At 37.6% G+C, this 16,623-nt stretch carries 16 protein-coding genes; 13 read left to right on the forward strand and 3 right to left on the reverse strand.

What is annotated here, in order from left to right; all coding sequences use genetic code 11:
- Window positions 1-66: 66 nt before the first annotated feature.
- The 11 genes from AC2G3J_RS03080 (at window position 67) to AC2G3J_RS03130 (ending at window position 9,246) form a co-directional block, all read left to right on the forward strand.
- Window positions 67-390 carry a DUF6176 family protein gene (locus AC2G3J_RS03080; protein ID WP_336954346.1) on the forward strand — a complete coding sequence of 108 codons (324 nt, stop codon included), beginning with the start codon at window positions 67-69 and terminating at the stop codon, window positions 388-390.
- Between the two features lie 73 nt (window positions 391-463).
- A complete protein-coding gene (locus AC2G3J_RS03085; RefSeq protein WP_336954347.1) occupies window positions 464-1,183 on the forward strand; it encodes an alpha/beta hydrolase family protein in 720 nt (239 codons plus the stop codon).
- A gap of 206 nt (window positions 1,184-1,389) precedes the next feature.
- Window positions 1,390-2,622 (forward strand): adenosylmethionine--8-amino-7-oxononanoate transaminase, encoded by a 1,233-nt coding sequence (bioA, locus tag AC2G3J_RS03090; protein WP_419820747.1) that lies wholly within the window; start codon window positions 1,390-1,392, stop codon window positions 2,620-2,622.
- Window positions 2,619-3,788 (forward strand): 8-amino-7-oxononanoate synthase, encoded by a 1,170-nt coding sequence (locus AC2G3J_RS03095; protein ID WP_336954349.1) that lies wholly within the window; start codon window positions 2,619-2,621, stop codon window positions 3,786-3,788. Before bioA ends, AC2G3J_RS03095 begins: the two co-directional genes overlap by 4 nt.
- A gap of 7 nt (window positions 3,789-3,795) precedes the next feature.
- Window positions 3,796-4,572 (forward strand): malonyl-ACP O-methyltransferase BioC, encoded by a 777-nt coding sequence (gene bioC / locus AC2G3J_RS03100; RefSeq protein ID WP_336954350.1) that lies wholly within the window; start codon window positions 3,796-3,798, stop codon window positions 4,570-4,572.
- Window positions 4,569-5,213, forward strand: coding sequence for a dethiobiotin synthase (gene bioD / locus AC2G3J_RS03105; RefSeq protein ID WP_336954352.1), 645 nt, complete (start codon window positions 4,569-4,571; stop codon window positions 5,211-5,213). The genes bioC and bioD overlap by 4 nt, the downstream gene beginning before the upstream one ends.
- A gap of 115 nt (window positions 5,214-5,328) precedes the next feature.
- On the forward strand, window positions 5,329-5,787 hold the full coding sequence (locus AC2G3J_RS03110; RefSeq protein ID WP_336954353.1) for a hypothetical protein: 459 nt from the start codon (window positions 5,329-5,331) through the stop codon (window positions 5,785-5,787).
- A gap of 241 nt (window positions 5,788-6,028) precedes the next feature.
- Entirely contained in the window at window positions 6,029-6,370 is a 342-nt protein-coding gene (locus AC2G3J_RS03115; RefSeq protein ID WP_336954354.1) for a YegP family protein, read from the forward strand.
- Window positions 6,371-7,007: 637 nt separating this feature from the next.
- The gene (locus AC2G3J_RS03120) at window positions 7,008-7,472 is read left to right on the forward strand and encodes a YybH family protein (protein WP_336954398.1); all 465 of its coding nucleotides are present in this window, start codon (window positions 7,008-7,010) and stop codon (window positions 7,470-7,472) included.
- Window positions 7,473-7,649: 177 nt separating this feature from the next.
- Window positions 7,650-8,819, forward strand: coding sequence for a low temperature requirement protein A (locus AC2G3J_RS03125; protein ID WP_336954355.1), 1,170 nt, complete (start codon window positions 7,650-7,652; stop codon window positions 8,817-8,819).
- Window positions 8,820-8,841: 22 nt separating this feature from the next.
- The gene (locus AC2G3J_RS03130) at window positions 8,842-9,246 is read left to right on the forward strand and encodes an NUDIX hydrolase (protein ID WP_336954356.1); all 405 of its coding nucleotides are present in this window, start codon (window positions 8,842-8,844) and stop codon (window positions 9,244-9,246) included.
- A gap of 143 nt (window positions 9,247-9,389) precedes the next feature.
- On the opposite strand, the gene AC2G3J_RS03135 is transcribed toward AC2G3J_RS03130, so the two are convergent.
- The 3 genes from AC2G3J_RS03135 to AC2G3J_RS03145 form a co-directional block, all read right to left on the reverse strand.
- Window positions 9,390-11,777, reverse strand: a complete 2,388-nt coding sequence (locus tag AC2G3J_RS03135) for a glucose/quinate/shikimate family membrane-bound PQQ-dependent dehydrogenase (RefSeq protein ID WP_419360666.1) — start codon at window positions 11,775-11,777, stop codon at window positions 9,390-9,392.
- A 153-nt stretch (window positions 11,778-11,930) separates the two neighbouring features.
- A complete protein-coding gene (locus AC2G3J_RS03140; protein WP_336954358.1) occupies window positions 11,931-13,184 on the reverse strand; it encodes a carbohydrate porin in 1,254 nt (417 codons plus the stop codon).
- Window positions 13,185-13,561: 377 nt separating this feature from the next.
- Window positions 13,562-14,680 carry a CaiB/BaiF CoA transferase family protein gene (locus AC2G3J_RS03145; protein ID WP_336954359.1) on the reverse strand — a complete coding sequence of 373 codons (1,119 nt, stop codon included), beginning with the start codon at window positions 14,678-14,680 and terminating at the stop codon, window positions 13,562-13,564.
- A 211-nt stretch (window positions 14,681-14,891) separates the two neighbouring features.
- On the opposite strand from AC2G3J_RS03145, the gene AC2G3J_RS03150 reads away from it, so the two are divergent.
- A complete protein-coding gene (locus AC2G3J_RS03150) occupies window positions 14,892-15,902 on the forward strand; it encodes an AraC family transcriptional regulator (protein WP_004724010.1) in 1,011 nt (336 codons plus the stop codon).
- A 148-nt stretch (window positions 15,903-16,050) separates the two neighbouring features.
- Window positions 16,051-16,512: a GNAT family N-acetyltransferase gene (locus tag AC2G3J_RS03155; protein WP_336954360.1), complete on the forward strand. Its 462-nt coding sequence runs from the start codon at window positions 16,051-16,053 to the stop codon at window positions 16,510-16,512.
- The last annotated feature ends 111 nt before the right edge of the window (window positions 16,513-16,623 follow it).

A 16,623-nucleotide genomic window follows, 5' to 3' on the forward strand; every position in this document is an offset into this window, starting at 1 on the left:
TGTTTTGCAATTGTTCACATGCTATTTACGATGAAAGTACATTTAAAATAAATAGGACGTAGAATTATGGACGTTGGTGCAGTATTGATTCAATTAAAAGTGGCCATGATGGACGATGTTATTACATGGCAAAATGAGTTGAATAGGCGTAAGCATGAAGCGATTGAAACACTTCAGGCTGAAGGTGTGCATATTGAATCATGGTTCCATGTGGAACTCGATGGACTAGATTATTTGATTGCTTATACTCGTGCAGATGATATTGCAAAAGCACATGAAATTTCGAAAAAAAGTCAGTTTGCAATCGATCAAGTACATCAGCAATTTAAACGCACTTGGCAAAAAGTCATTCCAGCTAACTTATTGGTCGATTTACAAGATCAGAAATAGTTGTAAGTCTGATTGTCCTTCAATTTTAAGCATGATCTAATAAAACATCTTTACAGTTTTATAGTGATTTAAATTGAATCAATGTATTTTGCTGATCACCGGTTGGGGCGGTGGAACCAACCTACTCCATGCTTTACAACAGGTTCTACAACAGCAAGGCCATGAAGTTGTATTAATCAATATCTTTAATGCATTGGATGAAAGTGTCTTACAACAGCATGTGGAAATAGCCAAAGATTTTGATGTGATTTGTGGGTGGTCTTTAGGGGGGCAATTGGCGACTTTGTTAGTCAAGCAAATTGAACAGCAATATCAACAGCAAAAAGTCTTGATTACACTGGCTTCTAATCCTTGTTTCGTCGCAAATGCTGAATGGCAAACCGCAATGAGCCAAGCAATGTTTCATAACTTTAAACAGTCCTTTGAACATGATGCGATAGCGACATTAAAGAAATTTGGTTTTATGGTTTGCCAGGGTACCGCAACCACACGAGAAGATTTTGTACATTTGCAAAGTTTGGTTCAGCCACAAAATTTAGAGTTACTGAAACAGGGTTTGGCCTGTCTTGAACAATTAAATAATGTGGCTATCTTAAATAACTATGCAGGCAAACAGTATCATATATTTGCTCAACAGGATTTCTTAGTTAGTCACAAAGTCTATGAGAAATTTAAAAATTTCACAGCAAAGTTTTTAGATGTTGAGCTGGTCAATGGTTCACATGGTGTTCCAGTTTTTGATTTTTTAAGTCTAAGTGACAAAATCTGCCAATATTTACAAAAAATAGAATAAATCTATGGATCAGTGGTGAATCTCGCAATTTATTTTTATTGCGCGCAGGTTTAACATCGCTAAACTGTTTTTTGCTGTAATTGTAATGCACATGGAGTGAACGGATGACCGATTTAAACAATGGGTTTGATGATGTCAATCTTGAACAATCAAAGTTAGATGATCTGGACTTTGATCGGCAACATATTTGGCATCCATATACTTCTATGACCAATCCGTTACCGACCTTCAAGGTTAAAAAAGCCTATGCTGCAACTATTGAACTTGAAGATGGCCGCCAATTGATAGATGGGATGTCTTCGTGGTGGTGTGCCATTCATGGTTATAACCATCCTGAGTTGAATCAAGCGGTGACAGATCAGTTAAAGGATATGTCACATATCATGTTTGGTGGATTTACCCATGATCCTGCGATTCAGCTTGGAAAATTACTGGTTCAACTGACCCCGCCTAATTTAGATAAAGTGTTCTTTGCCGATTCTGGTTCTGTCGCTGTAGAAGTGGCATTAAAGATGGCGGTACAGTTTTGGTCTTCACAGGGCTATACAGAGAAAACTAATTTTGTCACTCCGCGATCTGGCTATCATGGCGATACTTGGAATGCGATGTCTGTCTGTGACCCTGTAACAGGCATGCATCAAATTTTTGGTTCAAGTTTGCCCAATCGCTTATTTGTTCCAGCACCACAAGTCGGATTCTATGAGCAATGGGATCAAAGTGATATTACTGAACTTGAGAAAAGCTTGGCTGAACAACATGCAACGATTGCAGGTTTAATTCTTGAACCGATTGTGCAAGGTGCGGGAGGGATGCGTTTTTACCATCCTGAATATTTGCGTCAAGCCAAACTACTTTGCGAAAAATACAATGTTCTGCTGATTTTTGACGAAATCGCTACGGGTTTTGGGCGTACAGGGAAACTATTTGCTTGGGAGCATGCACAAGTTGAACCTGACATTATGTGTATCGGTAAAAGTTTAACCGGTGGCTATATGACGCTTTCTGCGACATTAACCACCAAACATATTGCTGAAACGATAAGTCAGGGTGAAGTGGGGGTGTTTATGCATGGCCCAACCTTTATGGCAAATCCCTTGGCATGCGCGGTTGCTGTCAAAAGTACACAATTATTAATTTCTCAAGATTGGCAGAGCAATATTCAACGAATTGAAGCTCAGCTTAGACATGCTTTACAGCCCTTACAGTCCTTTAATCATGTTCATGACGTGCGAGTTCTTGGTGCGATAGGGGTGGTTGAATTGACTGTGAATGTCGATATGAAAACCTTACAGCAGGAGTTTGTACGTCGTGGTATCTGGATACGACCATTTGGTAAATTGGTCTATGTTATGCCTCCATATATCATCACAGCACAAGAATTACAAACTTTACTTGAGCAATTGGTTGAGGTGGTCAAGGCTATGGAGCAAAGCGCATGAGCTTGATCAATACACATCTTGAACATTTTTCACAGCAGCTTGATGGGCTTAAGCAGCAAGGCAATTTACGCCAATTTCGTTCGAATGTTCAGCAAGGTCGCTATATCTGCCTTGATCAGCATCAAATGCTCAATTTGGCTTCAAATGATTATCTAGGATTGGCATCTGATCTCACATTACGTGAACAGTTTTTTGATGAAACACCCCATGATCAACGACGAATGAGTTCTTCATCCTCACGTTTGTTGACGGGAAATTTTCCAGAATATGAACTACTTGAAAATAGTTTAAGTCAGGCTTTCCATGGTCGGGCGGCATTGTTATTTAACAGCGGTTATCATATGAATATTGGTATTTTACCTGCACTTGCAGACAGTAAAACGCTGATTCTGGCAGATAAATTGATTCATGCCAGTATGATTGATGGCATTCGTTTATCCTCAGCCAAATATGTACGTTATCGCCATAATGATTTAAATCATTTGACTCAGCTTTTACAAAAATATCATGCAGATGAGGCTTTTGAGCGCATTATTGTGGTGACTGAGTCGATTTTTAGTATGGATGGCGATGAAACTGACTTAGCAGCATTGGTGAGTATTAAGCAACAATTTTCAAAAGTCATGCTCTATGTGGACGAAGCACATGCAATTGGGGTGCGTGGTGAGCAGGGCTTAGGTTGTGCTGAACAATATACAGTGATTGATGATATTGATCTACTTGTGGGGACTTTTGGTAAGGCAATCGCTTCGGTTGGCGGTTATTTAATTTGTCATGCGGTAATTCGGGAATATTTGATTAATTCTATGCGCCCTTTGATTTTCAGTACTGCACAACCGCCAATGTGTATGGCATGGACAAACTTTATTTTTCAAAAAGTTTTAGGCTTAGATCAGCGCCGTCAACATTTACAATCTAAAAGTCAGTATCTACAACAGGCTGTTCAAAACAAAGGTTTTGAGTGCCCCTCAACATCACATATTGTTCCTATTATTCTGGGTGATTCGATTAAAACGGTTGAAAAAGCCAAAGCCTTACAAGATGAGGGTTTTTATATTATGCCTGTACGTCCTCCGACTGTGCCGCAACACAGCTCACGTCTACGAATTTGCTTAACTGCTCAAATCACCCAAGCTGATCTAGATCAGCTGATTCCGTTGTTGTGAGTTGAATGTGACCCCCCCAGAAATTGATAAATCACAGGTTGCCTTGCGTTTTGCACAGGCAGGGCAGAGCTATACCGAGCATGCAGTTGTGCAAAAGAGTATTGCACAACAACTGTTTAATTTAATAAGTGAATATTGCCCAGCACAATATGAAAATGTGTTTGAAATCGGTTGTGGTTCAGGAAATTTAACTGAGCTTTTACTGCAAAATTTTCAAATTAAACATTTGATTTTAAATGATCTATATCCGGAAGTTCAGCAGCATTTTCCTGCGGATAAACCGATTAAATATCGGATTGGCGATATAGAGCAGCTTGAATTTCCAAAACATTTAGACTTAATTAGCTCAAGTTCGGTTTTACAATGGATGAGTGATTTAAATGGTATTTTTCAACAAGCCTTTCATCATTTAAATCCTAATGCGTATTTTTGTTTTTCAACTTTTGGACAGCATAATTTACTGGAAATTAAAAGCTTAACGGGGCAAGGTCTGAATTACTTATCTCTTGACGATCTGCAACAACAATTAAAGCGAAATGGTTTTGAAATTCTACATATTTCCGAGCAAATAGAGCATCTCAATTTTCCACATCCCAAATATATTTTGCAGCATTTAAAAGCCACAGGAGTGACTGCGACAGCATCTGGCTTTAGATGGACAAAGCAGAGTCTCTCCGATTTTTATCATCACTATCAACAGTTTTCACAGGCTGATCAGTCAGGCAATATACGCTACTCACTGACTTATCATCCTATTTATTGTATTTTGCGGAGAATGTCATGACTGGATCGGTTTACTTTATCAGTGGAATAGATACCGGAATTGGCAAAACCTATACCACGGGGTATTTAGCCAAATTATGGAATGAGCAGGGTCAGAAAACCATTACTCAGAAATTAATCCAAACTGGTAATACCGATATTTCAGAAGATATCGAACAACATCGTGAGATTATGGGAATGGGGTGGTTTCCAGAGGATGAAACCAAGCTGACTATGCCTGAAATCTTTAGCTATCCCGCATCTCCTCATTTAGCCAGCAAAATTGACGGACGTGAGGTTGATTTTCAAAAAATTGCAGATGCAACTCAACAACTTACAGAAAAGTATGATGTTGTCTTGTTAGAGGGTGCGGGTGGATTGATGGTACCCCTAACAACTACTTTGCTTTCAATTGATTATGTGGCAGAGAAAAAGTTTCCTGTGATTTTAGTCAGTTCAGGGCGATTGGGTAGCATTAACCATACTATTTTGAGTTTAGAAGCTTTAAAAAATCGTGGGTTAGAACTTTATGCACTTGCTTATAATTTAAATGATGAATCTCAGGATGCTGTCATTTCAAAAGATACTGCAGAATTTTTAAAGCATCATTTAATGAAACATTTTCCGAACAGTGCATGGATTGATATTCCAGTAATCTCTTAATTTGATTTCTTAATTGAGTGCTGAGACACAAGATTCACTATTTTGATTCTCTGTGTTTTTATTGCTTAAAAATTTGAATGCTTTAAAAAAGCGATGTGTATAAAAGGTAATCCTGATGAGTTTTAAAATTCAAATTGAGTTATTTAAAGAACTTGAAATAACTTACCTTGATTTTGAAAGTAATGCGGCGACACAAATCTTGAGTAGTTTTGATCAGATTGATTGGATGCAGCAAGCTGTATGGGGATACATGGAAGAGCACAATGGTGATTTTCCATTTTTTCAGATTGAGCATATTCAAACTGGACGTAAGTTTGGTGGATTATTTGTGGTTTATAGTCGCAATGAATTTAACTTTAATACACATGCTGAGCTCTACCAAAAGCAACAAAAATCGCATTTGTTTGGGCTATTTAAATCTGAAGCGATGCCAAGTTTTGATAATGATGATGTTCCTTTTGCTGTATTTCGAGATTGTTTAGAAAATTTTTTACGTGGCAATGATGTTGAAATAGAGCGTTTAATGAAAACAGTCTATCCAAGTTATACCAATACTGGTTTTTTTGATCATTAAACTTGGAATCAAAATTTAAAGTCATTTTTTGATGGCTTTAAAATTTTATATGATTTTGATAATAAAATGAATTTTCGTAATTTGGGTTTTGTGGCAATGCAGGATTACATAAAGAATAAAGTTATAACAAATTAATCTTTTTTAAACATGCAAAGTCATTTATATTTCATATCAGTAGCGTACTTTATGTTCAATCAGCGCTGTGAAATAAAATAAACCGAAAATAATGAAGAGGTGAAGCATGTCAGGATGGTATGAAATTAGTCAAGCTAAAGATGGTCAATATCGCTTTGTATTAAAAGCCGGAAATGGGGAAATTATTCTCACCAGCGAGCTTTATAAAGCTAAAGCTTCTGCACAAAATGGGATTGCATCCGTGCAAAAAAATAGCCCTGATGATGCACGTTATGATCGTTTAGAAGCGAAAAATGGTAAACCTTATTTCAACTTAAAAGCAGCAAATCATCAAATTATCGGAACAAGTCAATTCTATTCAGGCGATGCTGCTCGAGATAATGGTATTGAGTCAGTTAAGAAAAATGGTCTATCAGAGAAAGTAAAAGATTTAACAGAACAGGCATAGGATCAGCAATAAATTACCCACATCAATCACTAAAAGCATGTCATTGCAATGATGTGCTTTTTTTTGAACCAAAAACAAACGATAAAAAAATGTATTATTAAGTTGTATAGAATAATTACCCTAATCACAATATATTCGCTTTAGGTCGGTATCGGTTTAGAGAGTTTATCTATATTTTTGGCTTTGAATTTCTCCTTATACTCAACAGTTAATATGATTTTTTTTCATGATCTTTTATGATTTTTTTAAAGCTTTTTAAAAGTTTAAATATGTTAGGCTAACTTCAATATTAAATAAAAGGAGAATGATTATTTAATAAAAGATTCAACATTAATTAAAATTATTATTAACTTTAATTAATGAGTTTTTAAAGTATTATTAATCAAATTAAGAGGTAAGTTTTTGATGATGAAAGACTAACTTAATATATCTATTTGTATTATTGAGTGATTTATTTTTGTGAAAGGTTTTGTTTATCTCTAAGCATAATATTGTTGTTTTATAAACTGATTAAATCGAATTAAGTAACTGTGATATTTGATTTAAATTGATTATGCTGGAAAAAATAAACAAAAAACTTCACATAATACTTATTAAGTGTTAAATTCATCACAAACAAGAATAATGAGGTTTTATGATGAAAATAGCAATCGATGGTAATGTGAAAATTGCTGACGAGATAATATCTCAAATTGAATTATGGGATGCTGCTGTTCTTGGTAATAAAATTGATCATCTCTTAGATCAATGTGCCGATGATGTCAATATGTTTGATGTGAGTATACAATTAGACGGTGTTGATGCATACAAAAAAGAATGGGAGAAGTTCAGTCCATATTTTAGTGAAAATGTGCAGATTGTACGTCGAAATATGAAAATTTATGTATCAAACGATTTAGCTGTATTGCATTGCCATTCAAAAGTGGAGAATGCTGTGCTTAAAGAAAAGATACAGATGCCATGGTGCCGAACGACATTATGCCTTAAAAAGAAAGGAGGCCAATGGTTAGTGGTTCATCAACATATTTCTATGCCAATTGATATGAGCACTGGTAAAGCCATCGTGATCAAGGATATTTCTAAATTGAAATTAGTGGTTTAGCCCAATAGATTTATTCGTTATTAAGCCCTTTGATTGGGCTTTTTATTGATGAATTTTTAAATTTTTCCGATACATTTTGGATCATTAACAAAATTGTCAAAAGAACTCAGTTTTTTACTTGAATGAAAGCTAGAGTTTTGAAAAAATCATGATAATAATCCCAATAATGTGAAAATAATGCCAAATTCATTATTTGTAAAATATGGGTGGTTAAAGCCACTTGCTCCACGAAATCCGCACGAACCACATCGCGCAGCAACCTCATTAGAATTATTATTTGACTTAATTTTTGTCGTAGCCATTGCCACAGCAGGGCAACAATTACACCATAGCATTATCGAAAATCATTTATCCCATGGCTTAACACTTTATTTTATGGTGTTTTTTGCATTGTGGTGGGCATGGATGAACTTTAGCTGGTTTGCATCTGCCTATGACAATGATGATGTATTTTATCGAATCATGACCTTTGTGCAGATTATTGGTTCACTTGTGATTGCAGCAGGGATACCTAGCGCATTTCAACAACAAGATTTTGATGTGATCATTATTGGTTATGTCATCATGCGTTTGGGCCTCGTTACACAATGGTTTCGTGTTGCTAAAAATGATCCTGAGCGTAAACAAACAGCATTGAGATATGCAACTGGTATTATCATCGTACAGATTGGCTGGTTACTTTTTCATTTTACGCCGATCAATTTCACCCTTTATTTGTTTCTACTTTTGGTGGTCGCTGAACTGACTGTGCCAATCTTTGCTGAAGCACATAATATGACGCCTTGGCATCCACATCATATTTCCGAGCGTTATGCCTTACTTACGATTATTGTCCTTGGTGAATCGATCATTGGTAGTTTTGCTGCAATTTCTGATGCATTAAACAATCAGTTATTAAGCCAAGAGTTAATCTTTTTGATGATTGGTGGGCTACTCATTATGTTTACTATGTGGTGGGCTTATTTTGATCATGATGTTGCTGAACGACTCAATAGCCGTAAGCGTGCATTTTCATGGGGCTATGGTCATTTTTTTATTTTCGTGAGTATTGCAGCTCTTGGCGCAGGTTTAGCTGCTGCCGTGGATGTTGTGACGCATAAAGCTGAAATCTCGGCTGACATTGTTAGCTATTTTGTTGCAATCTCTTTGATTGTCTATACTGCGAGCCTTTGGTTATTGCAGGAAATTCACCATCTTTCAGGGATTAAGAAATGGTTTTATCCAATTACAGCAGCCATTGTACTCTGTATTCCGATGATATTTACGCAAGTGGGTTATGCTGTTTTTGCTATGGCAATTGTTTATGCGCTACGTTTGATTTTTTCAAAATGTTATTTGGCAAGATAATAAATTAATTGGGTTCTGAGCAATGGGATTTCATGATTTTTATCGTTTGAGTTCGCACGCTGTGATTTTTAATGAAAATCGACAAGTCTTATTATTGAAAGCGACTTATGCTGATTGTGCATGGGGTTTACCTGGTGGTGGATTGGATCAAGGTGAAACAGTGCATGAAGCGCTAATTCGTGAATGCCAAGAAGAATTAGGTTGTGAAGTTTCGATCGAATATTTATCAGGGGTTTATTATCATTCTGCAGTAAATTCCCACGCATTTATGTTTAAGTGTACATTGCAGAGCGATCAGCCAATCAATTTAAGTGATGAGCATTCAGAGTATCGATGGTTTGATTTTGACCAACTTTCACCTGTGCAAAAAATTCGTATTGAAGATTGTTTTCATTTTGATGGTCAGGTAAAGAGCAGGGCATTTTAAGGATTGGATATCGCTATCAAACAGGGGATAGAATATCCGTCTCATTCAAAAAGCAGATTCACTTTCAAACAATGGTATGGGTTAAAATAAAGCAATAAAAAACAGGTCATCAAGACCTGTTTTTTATTTACCTCAATTTAATATTATTTATCTGGTAATGCATAAGCAACGATAGAGTCACCCATTTTGGTACCAAATGAACCATGACCACCCGCCATGATCACAACGTATTGTTTACCATTGCTTTCATAGGTCATTGGTGTTGCTTGCCCGCCCGCAGGTAGACGACCTTTCCATAGCTCATCACCATTGCTGACATTGATCGCTCGGATGTAATCATCTTGAGTTGCTCCAATGAACATCACATTACCCGCAGTTGAGATCGAACCACCTAACATTGGCACACCCATTTTAAATGGTGGCAATGGAATACCTGGCATACTGTCACGAATTGTACCAATACGACGTTTCCAAGCAACATCATGCGTTTTCAAATCTACACCAGCAACATAACCCCATGCAGGTTGTTTGCATGGTAAGCCAAATGGTGAAAGGAATGCACTGATTTCAACACCGTAAGGAACACCGTACATGGGTTGAACACCCGCTTCTGTGCCTGCACCTTTAGCTGTTTGTTTACGGTTAGGATCAGCAGGAATCAATCGACTGACAAAAGGTAGGCCAATTGGATTCATGACCGCGATTTGACGATCAGGGTTAAGTGATAAGCCACCCCATTCAAATACACCCAAGTTACCAGGGAAAACTAAAGTTCCGTTTTCTGAAGGTGGGGTATAAATACCGTCATAATTTAACTTGTGGAATGACACACGACAAATTAACTGGTCAAACATGGTTGCACCCCACATTTGTTTATCCGTTAATTTTTCTTGAGGAGCTAAGTTAAAGTCTGAGAACGGTTGTGTTGGAGAATAAAACTCACCTTTAGTTTGCGGACCACGTTTTACACTTTGTGGTACTGGACGTTCGTTAATCGGTACAATTGCTTTACCATTACGGCGGTCCAAAACAAAGGCATTTCCTGTTTTAGTCAATACATAGATTGCTGGAACAGTTTGCCCAGTTTTATCTTTGATATCCGCTAAGGTTGGTTGTGATGGTACATCCATATCCCATAAATCATGGTGAGTTGTTTGGAAGTTCCAGATCAATTTACCTGTTGTAGCATTGATTGCTAGCATTGAGTTTGCATAACGTTCATGCAGTTTTGTACGGTTACCACCCCAAATATCTGGTGTACCTACACCTGTTGGTACATAAACGATATCGAGTTTTGCATCATATGCCAGCGGAGCCCATGCATTCGGTGAGTTTTGGACATATTTCTGACCAGGACCCGGAATTTGATTCGGATTTTCAGCACCAGTATCAAATACCCAAAGCAATGCACCTGTATTTACATCATAACCACGGATAACACCAGAAGGCTCTTGAGTAGAATAGTTATCAGTTGTTGAACCACCAATAATAATGGTAGTGCCTGTTACAACTGGAGGTGATGTTGGAATATAACCACCTGGATAAGGGAATGGCATGTCTTTCTGTAAATCAACTTCACCGTTATGACCAAAGTCAGAACATGCTTTACCTGTTTCAGCGTTTACAGCAACAATACGACCATCATTGACTGGTAAAATAACTTTACGAGGACATTCTGTAGAAGCCGATTTTTTAGCTTGTAAACTTGCAGCGAACCCAACGGTATTATCTGCATCGTAATAAGAAACACCACGACAAGTTAAATGTTGGAAAGTATTATCGGCTTTGAGTTTAGGATCAAATACCCATTTCTCTTTACCTGTAGAAGGATCAAGAGAAACCAATTTTTGGTGTGTTGTACACAGGTACATGTTGTTACCGATTTTAATCGGTGTGACTTGATTGGTCGTCTCGCCTGAGTCATTTTCCGTCTTGACTTCGCCTGTACGATAGGTCCAAGCAACTTTAAGATCTTTAACATTCTCTGAGTTGATTTGGTTCAGAGGCGAATAGCGTAAACCTGATTGAGTCCGACCATAAGCTGGCCAGTCTGCATCTGCAATACCATCAATCGCTGCTGGTGTTGGCTGTTTACTGGTTAATGTCCCACGAATTTCTTGTGGATCATTAAAGATAGAATAAGCCATAACCGCTATGGTGATCGCCAATGTACCTGAGAGTGCAATTTTAGCACCTTTGGCATCGAAACCACGTGTCACTGCTGGAATGAGTAGCCATAAGCCAAACACACCTAAAATATCTAAACGCGGTGCAAGCGCGAAGAAGTCTGAACCGACTTCCCATAGTCCCCAGACAACTGTGCCGAGTACTAATGCTGAATAGACGTATAAAGCAGAACTATTTAATTTGCGTAATAAGATTGCTGTTGCAATGAAAAGTATACCGGCAATGATGTAGTACCAAGACCCACCCAGTGCTGCCAGCCATACTCCGCCGCCTAATAGAACTACACCGAAAACAATTGCAATCACAACTGTTAGGGTTCTGAGTCCTGAAGATGGAGTTTGCATATTGACCACCTATCTATTTGATTAATTTTCTACGCTTTACCTTCCCATTAAGGAGTGATGAAGCACATTGTTTAAATTTTTAGATTTTAAATATTTCGATGCGAGGGGAGAGAAAGAGTTAAAATGGCATCGAAATATTTATGATCTATAACACTAGAATGCAGTTTGGAATTTGATACCGCCAACCCATGCATTTTCACCATCTTTATATGCACCTACATGACGAATATATTGCACATTTGGACGGATCGTCAGCCAATTTGTTGCATGTACACCGTAGTAAATTTCAGTGTTGTACTCTTCATCTTGTTGACGAATTTGAGTGTTATTCACATCATTGTTGATGCTGATACGAGAAAAACCAATTGCGACATCATCTTGAGGACGCGCATCGAAAGGACCTTTATAGACCAATCCAATATTTTGCATATTGTCGACAGTGTTTGTGTCTGAGTCATGAAGGGTTAAATTAATGAAACCCGTTAAGCCACGACGTGCATCACCGTGATGTGCTGTAAGTTGTTGCTTGGCAACCAGCCATCCACCTTGTTTATGATCTGTTTCATTTGGATTTTTAATGCGTTGTGTATCGACAGTACTGTAGTAATAGCCCAAACGGTATTCACCTGGCAATTTTGCAACACTGAGTTTCGGTTGCCAAACGATTTCCGCAGGAATAATTGCACCATGTGAACCATCTGTACTTAAGTTAAATCCTTTGCCACGTTCTAAGTTTTCAGGATTATATTCATAAGCGCCAACTTGAGCATATAAGTCAGATTGGATGTTATATTTAACCCGCGCAGCCCATTGGCTAACAGGCCAGTTATACCACTGATCGCCTACCCAGTTACCCACTTGAGAGCCACAAAGTGCGAGATTTTGAAAATCACAGTCAAAGCTGTTAAAATCCTCACCTTCGCCAAAACGACCCATTTTAATATCTAATTTTTGATCAAAGAATTTTTTCTTGATCCAAAAATCAGTTAAGCGCCAAGTTTGACCACGACCCCAAACTTCTTGGGTTGAGCTGAGTTGTCCTGCAAGGGCATCAGAGGTTTGAGACAATGAACGACCATTACGTTCAGTGATGGTGATTTGGGCTTCAGTGTCTTTCCATCCAAGCACTTTTTCCAAGTCTACATGACTACCAATTGCAAACTGGTCTGCATACTCAGTTCCATGGCTTGAATGGTTTTTTGAATCTAATAAGGTGGCTAATTCGCCAGTGTAGCCGAAGCTGAAGTCATAACCTTTTTGTTGGAGCTCGGTTCTTTTTCCGTTCCAATCACCAAACATCCATGGGCTTTCTGCATTAAATGCTTCAGCTGCATGAGCACTTTGAAAAGAACTACATAAAGATAATAAGCTGATAGCCCAATAAAAGTGACCTTTAGATTTATTCATATTTGGTGACCTTGATAACACTTTGTAACTAATTATTTATAATACTCTCATATTTGTATAAAAATCTATTATTTTTGACTTTTAATTGTAATTAATGTGAGTATTTTATCTCATGGTGATAATTTTTTAATAAATGAATATTGGCTTTTTGAATATTTTTGGTTAATTTAATCTATTGTTTTTAAACCACTAAATTTTATTTAAAAATTAATTAAAAACGATGGATTAAAATTGATTCGAGAAAATTAGGCCACCTGTGTAACTTATTTAGAATTAAGATTACACAGGATGCTGAGCTTACAAATTATACAAATTGTAAAGAAAATGACAGAATTGTAATTTTATTTAACTTGAATTGTGTTGTATTAACTGGGTAATTACCATTTCCCTTCACCCAATTGCTGGCCAATATAGTGATATTGCATTTGTGATCTTGAAAACTTAATTGGACAGGCTAACTGTGGTTCAGTTTGATCAGAATTGGGCTTCAATGGAACATTAACCACCCAATTGCGTTGTTGTGAAATTTGGGACTGTAGTGCTTCATCTAATCTCAGTACGGGTTCTACGCAAACGTCCAGTTGCTCAAACAGTTGATTCCATTCAGCCAGATTTTTACTTTTAATTTTATCTCGAATCGCTTGTTTGACCATTTGACGATCTTCAGTATCGAAAGAAGCACCTTTTTGTAGAAGGATTGGCAATTCTAAGGCGCTTGCCAGTCCTGTCATAAATTGTGGCTCTAAGCTACCAATAGATAAATAACGAGCATCGGCAGTTTCATAGTAATCATAAAAGGTTCCTCCATTGAGCTGTTCTGATTCACGTTGTTGGTGCTGACCACCAGCTAAACTGGCTGCTGCTGCCATATTATTGAGTCCCACCACACAATCGGTCATGGAAATATCAATATATTGACCCAGACCGCTACTTTGACGTTCCACTACAGCAGCAAGAATGCCAATGACAGCATGTAAGGAGCCTCCTGCCACATCTGCGATTTGAATCCCCATTGGCGGTGGCCCACTGTCTTGACGACCACAATGTCCAGCGATACCAGACAGTGCAATATAGTTAATATCATGTCCAGCTTTGTCTTTATATGAGCCTGTTTGACCATAACCCGTAATTGAACAGTAAATTAAACGCGGGTTAATTTCAGCCAAGGTTGGATAATCTAAGCCCAAACGTTGCATTACCCCCGGACGAAACTGTTCAACAACAATATCAAACTCGGAAATCTTTTGTTTGACTTGTTCAATACTGATAGGGTCTTTTAAATCTAAAGTGACGGATTGCTTATTTCTGTTGAGATAACTGTGTGAAGTTGCTTGTCCATTGGCATAAGGCGGGAACAAGCGAACCAGATCTGGACGCGTTGGTGATTCAATGTGGATCACTTCTGCACCTAAGTCTGCAAGGTATAAAGTTGCAAATGGACCGGGTAATAAAGTGGAAAAATCGAGTACTTTCAATCCCTTTAAAGCTGTTGTCATAATTGTTTTTACCAATAGTGTCTTGATTTTAGACCCATAATAGAAATATAAAATTAACAAAACAATGTCATGTTCAGCCATTTACCTTGATCATTTCGGCAATTTATGATGTAAAAAGGTGATCTGCACTGTTGTAAATCGCCAATAAAACATTTTTTAGCGTCATTTAGGTCAATTGTTAGTGAACATCAAAGAGAGTGAAGGATTTACCATGAGTCGTGATACGATCAGTATCCATTTTGTGAATGCCGCCTTAACAGGTGTGAAGCGTCTAGGAATGGACGTTGACACCTTACTTTCACATGTTGGCATAGAAGCAGAGTTACTTCGCCAACCTAAAGCACGTATTTCACCAGAGCAATATACACGTTTTGTAAAAATGCTGTGGATGGTGACCCAAGATGAACATGTTGGCTTTGATATCCAACCTCGTCGTTTGGGGTCTTTTGCCATTATGTGCCAATTGATTATCCACGCTAAAACTTTGGGTGATGCTTTAGAGTTATCATCACAATTTTATAAATTATTTGGGGATGAGTGGTCGGTCGCAGTTGAACGTGATAAACATGAAGCGCGTTTAGTACCACTGATTCCAAAAACCATGGATCCTGATCATTTTATTACTGAAAGTATGCTGATGATTTGGCATGGTTTAGCTTCATGGTTAATTGAACGTCGTATTCCTTTAGAACGGGTACATTTTGGTTACCCACGTCCAAATCATGCAGATGAGTATGATGCGCTGTTTTTTGCACCTGTGATGCAATTTGATATGCCACGTACTGAAATTACTTTTGCCGCTGACTATTTGGATTTACCGATTCGTCAGGATGAAGCAAGTTTAGAAGAGTTTTTAAAAGCTGCGCCTGCTCAGCTTTTGGTGAAGTTTAAAAATACCAATTCTTTAACTTCGCGTATTCGTGAAGTCTTAAAGAGTCAAATTGGTGAAGAAATGCCAACCTTAAATGATGTGGCTTCAATGTTGTATTTATCACCACAAACCTTGCGCCGCCGCTTAGCTGCAGAAGGTAAGAGTTACCAAGGCGTTAAAGATGCCTTGCGTCGTGATGCAGCGATTCATTTGTTGTTAAATCCGGATTTAACCTTGGAGGATGTAGCACAACAAGTGGGCTTTAGTGAAACCAGTACCTTCCATCGCGCATTTAAAAAATGGACAGGGGTTACCCCAGGGCTTTATCGTCAATTGCATGGTTATCATTAATCAAACATAGATGAATTCAAAAGTATTTTTGTTGATCCTAAGCCCAAGTATCACTTGGGCTTTTTTATGCCTGATCATTTCAGCTAAAATATCTTGTAAGATATAAGCGATAAAGCAAAAGAATTTTAAACAAATAGGGTATTAAAAAATGATTAGGCTGGCTGAGTTTGATGATATGCAGGTACAAGATTTACTCAGAATTCACTTACATGGTATGCATAAAAACTCACCGATTGAGCATAGTTTTGCATTAGATCTAACTGCGTTACAACAACCAGAAATTAGCTTTTTTACCCTTTGGGAGCAAAATGAACTTTTAGCTTGTGGTGCAATTCAAGAGCTTTCATCTACACATGCCGAATTAAAGTCCATGCGGACACATCCCAAACATTTACGTAAAGGTGCTGCAACAGAAATGCTGAAACATCTTTTAATGATTGCTCAACAACGTAAATACCAAAAATTGAGTTTGGAAACGGGAACACACTTATCTTTTGAACCTGCAATTTGCTTGTATAAAAAATTTGGCTTTATTAAAGGTGCTTCTTTTTCAGAATATCAGGAGTCTGATTTTAATCAATTCTATCATTTAGATTTATCCACTCAATAGCGCATTGAATAATATTAGTGATGATTGTGAAAAAAGAGAATATCGCACCTGCTTATTTTAGATTTGAGCTAAGTAATTAGGTGAGATTTGAATGTTTTTATACTGGATACA

This window comes from Acinetobacter legionensis (assembly GCF_057165765.1).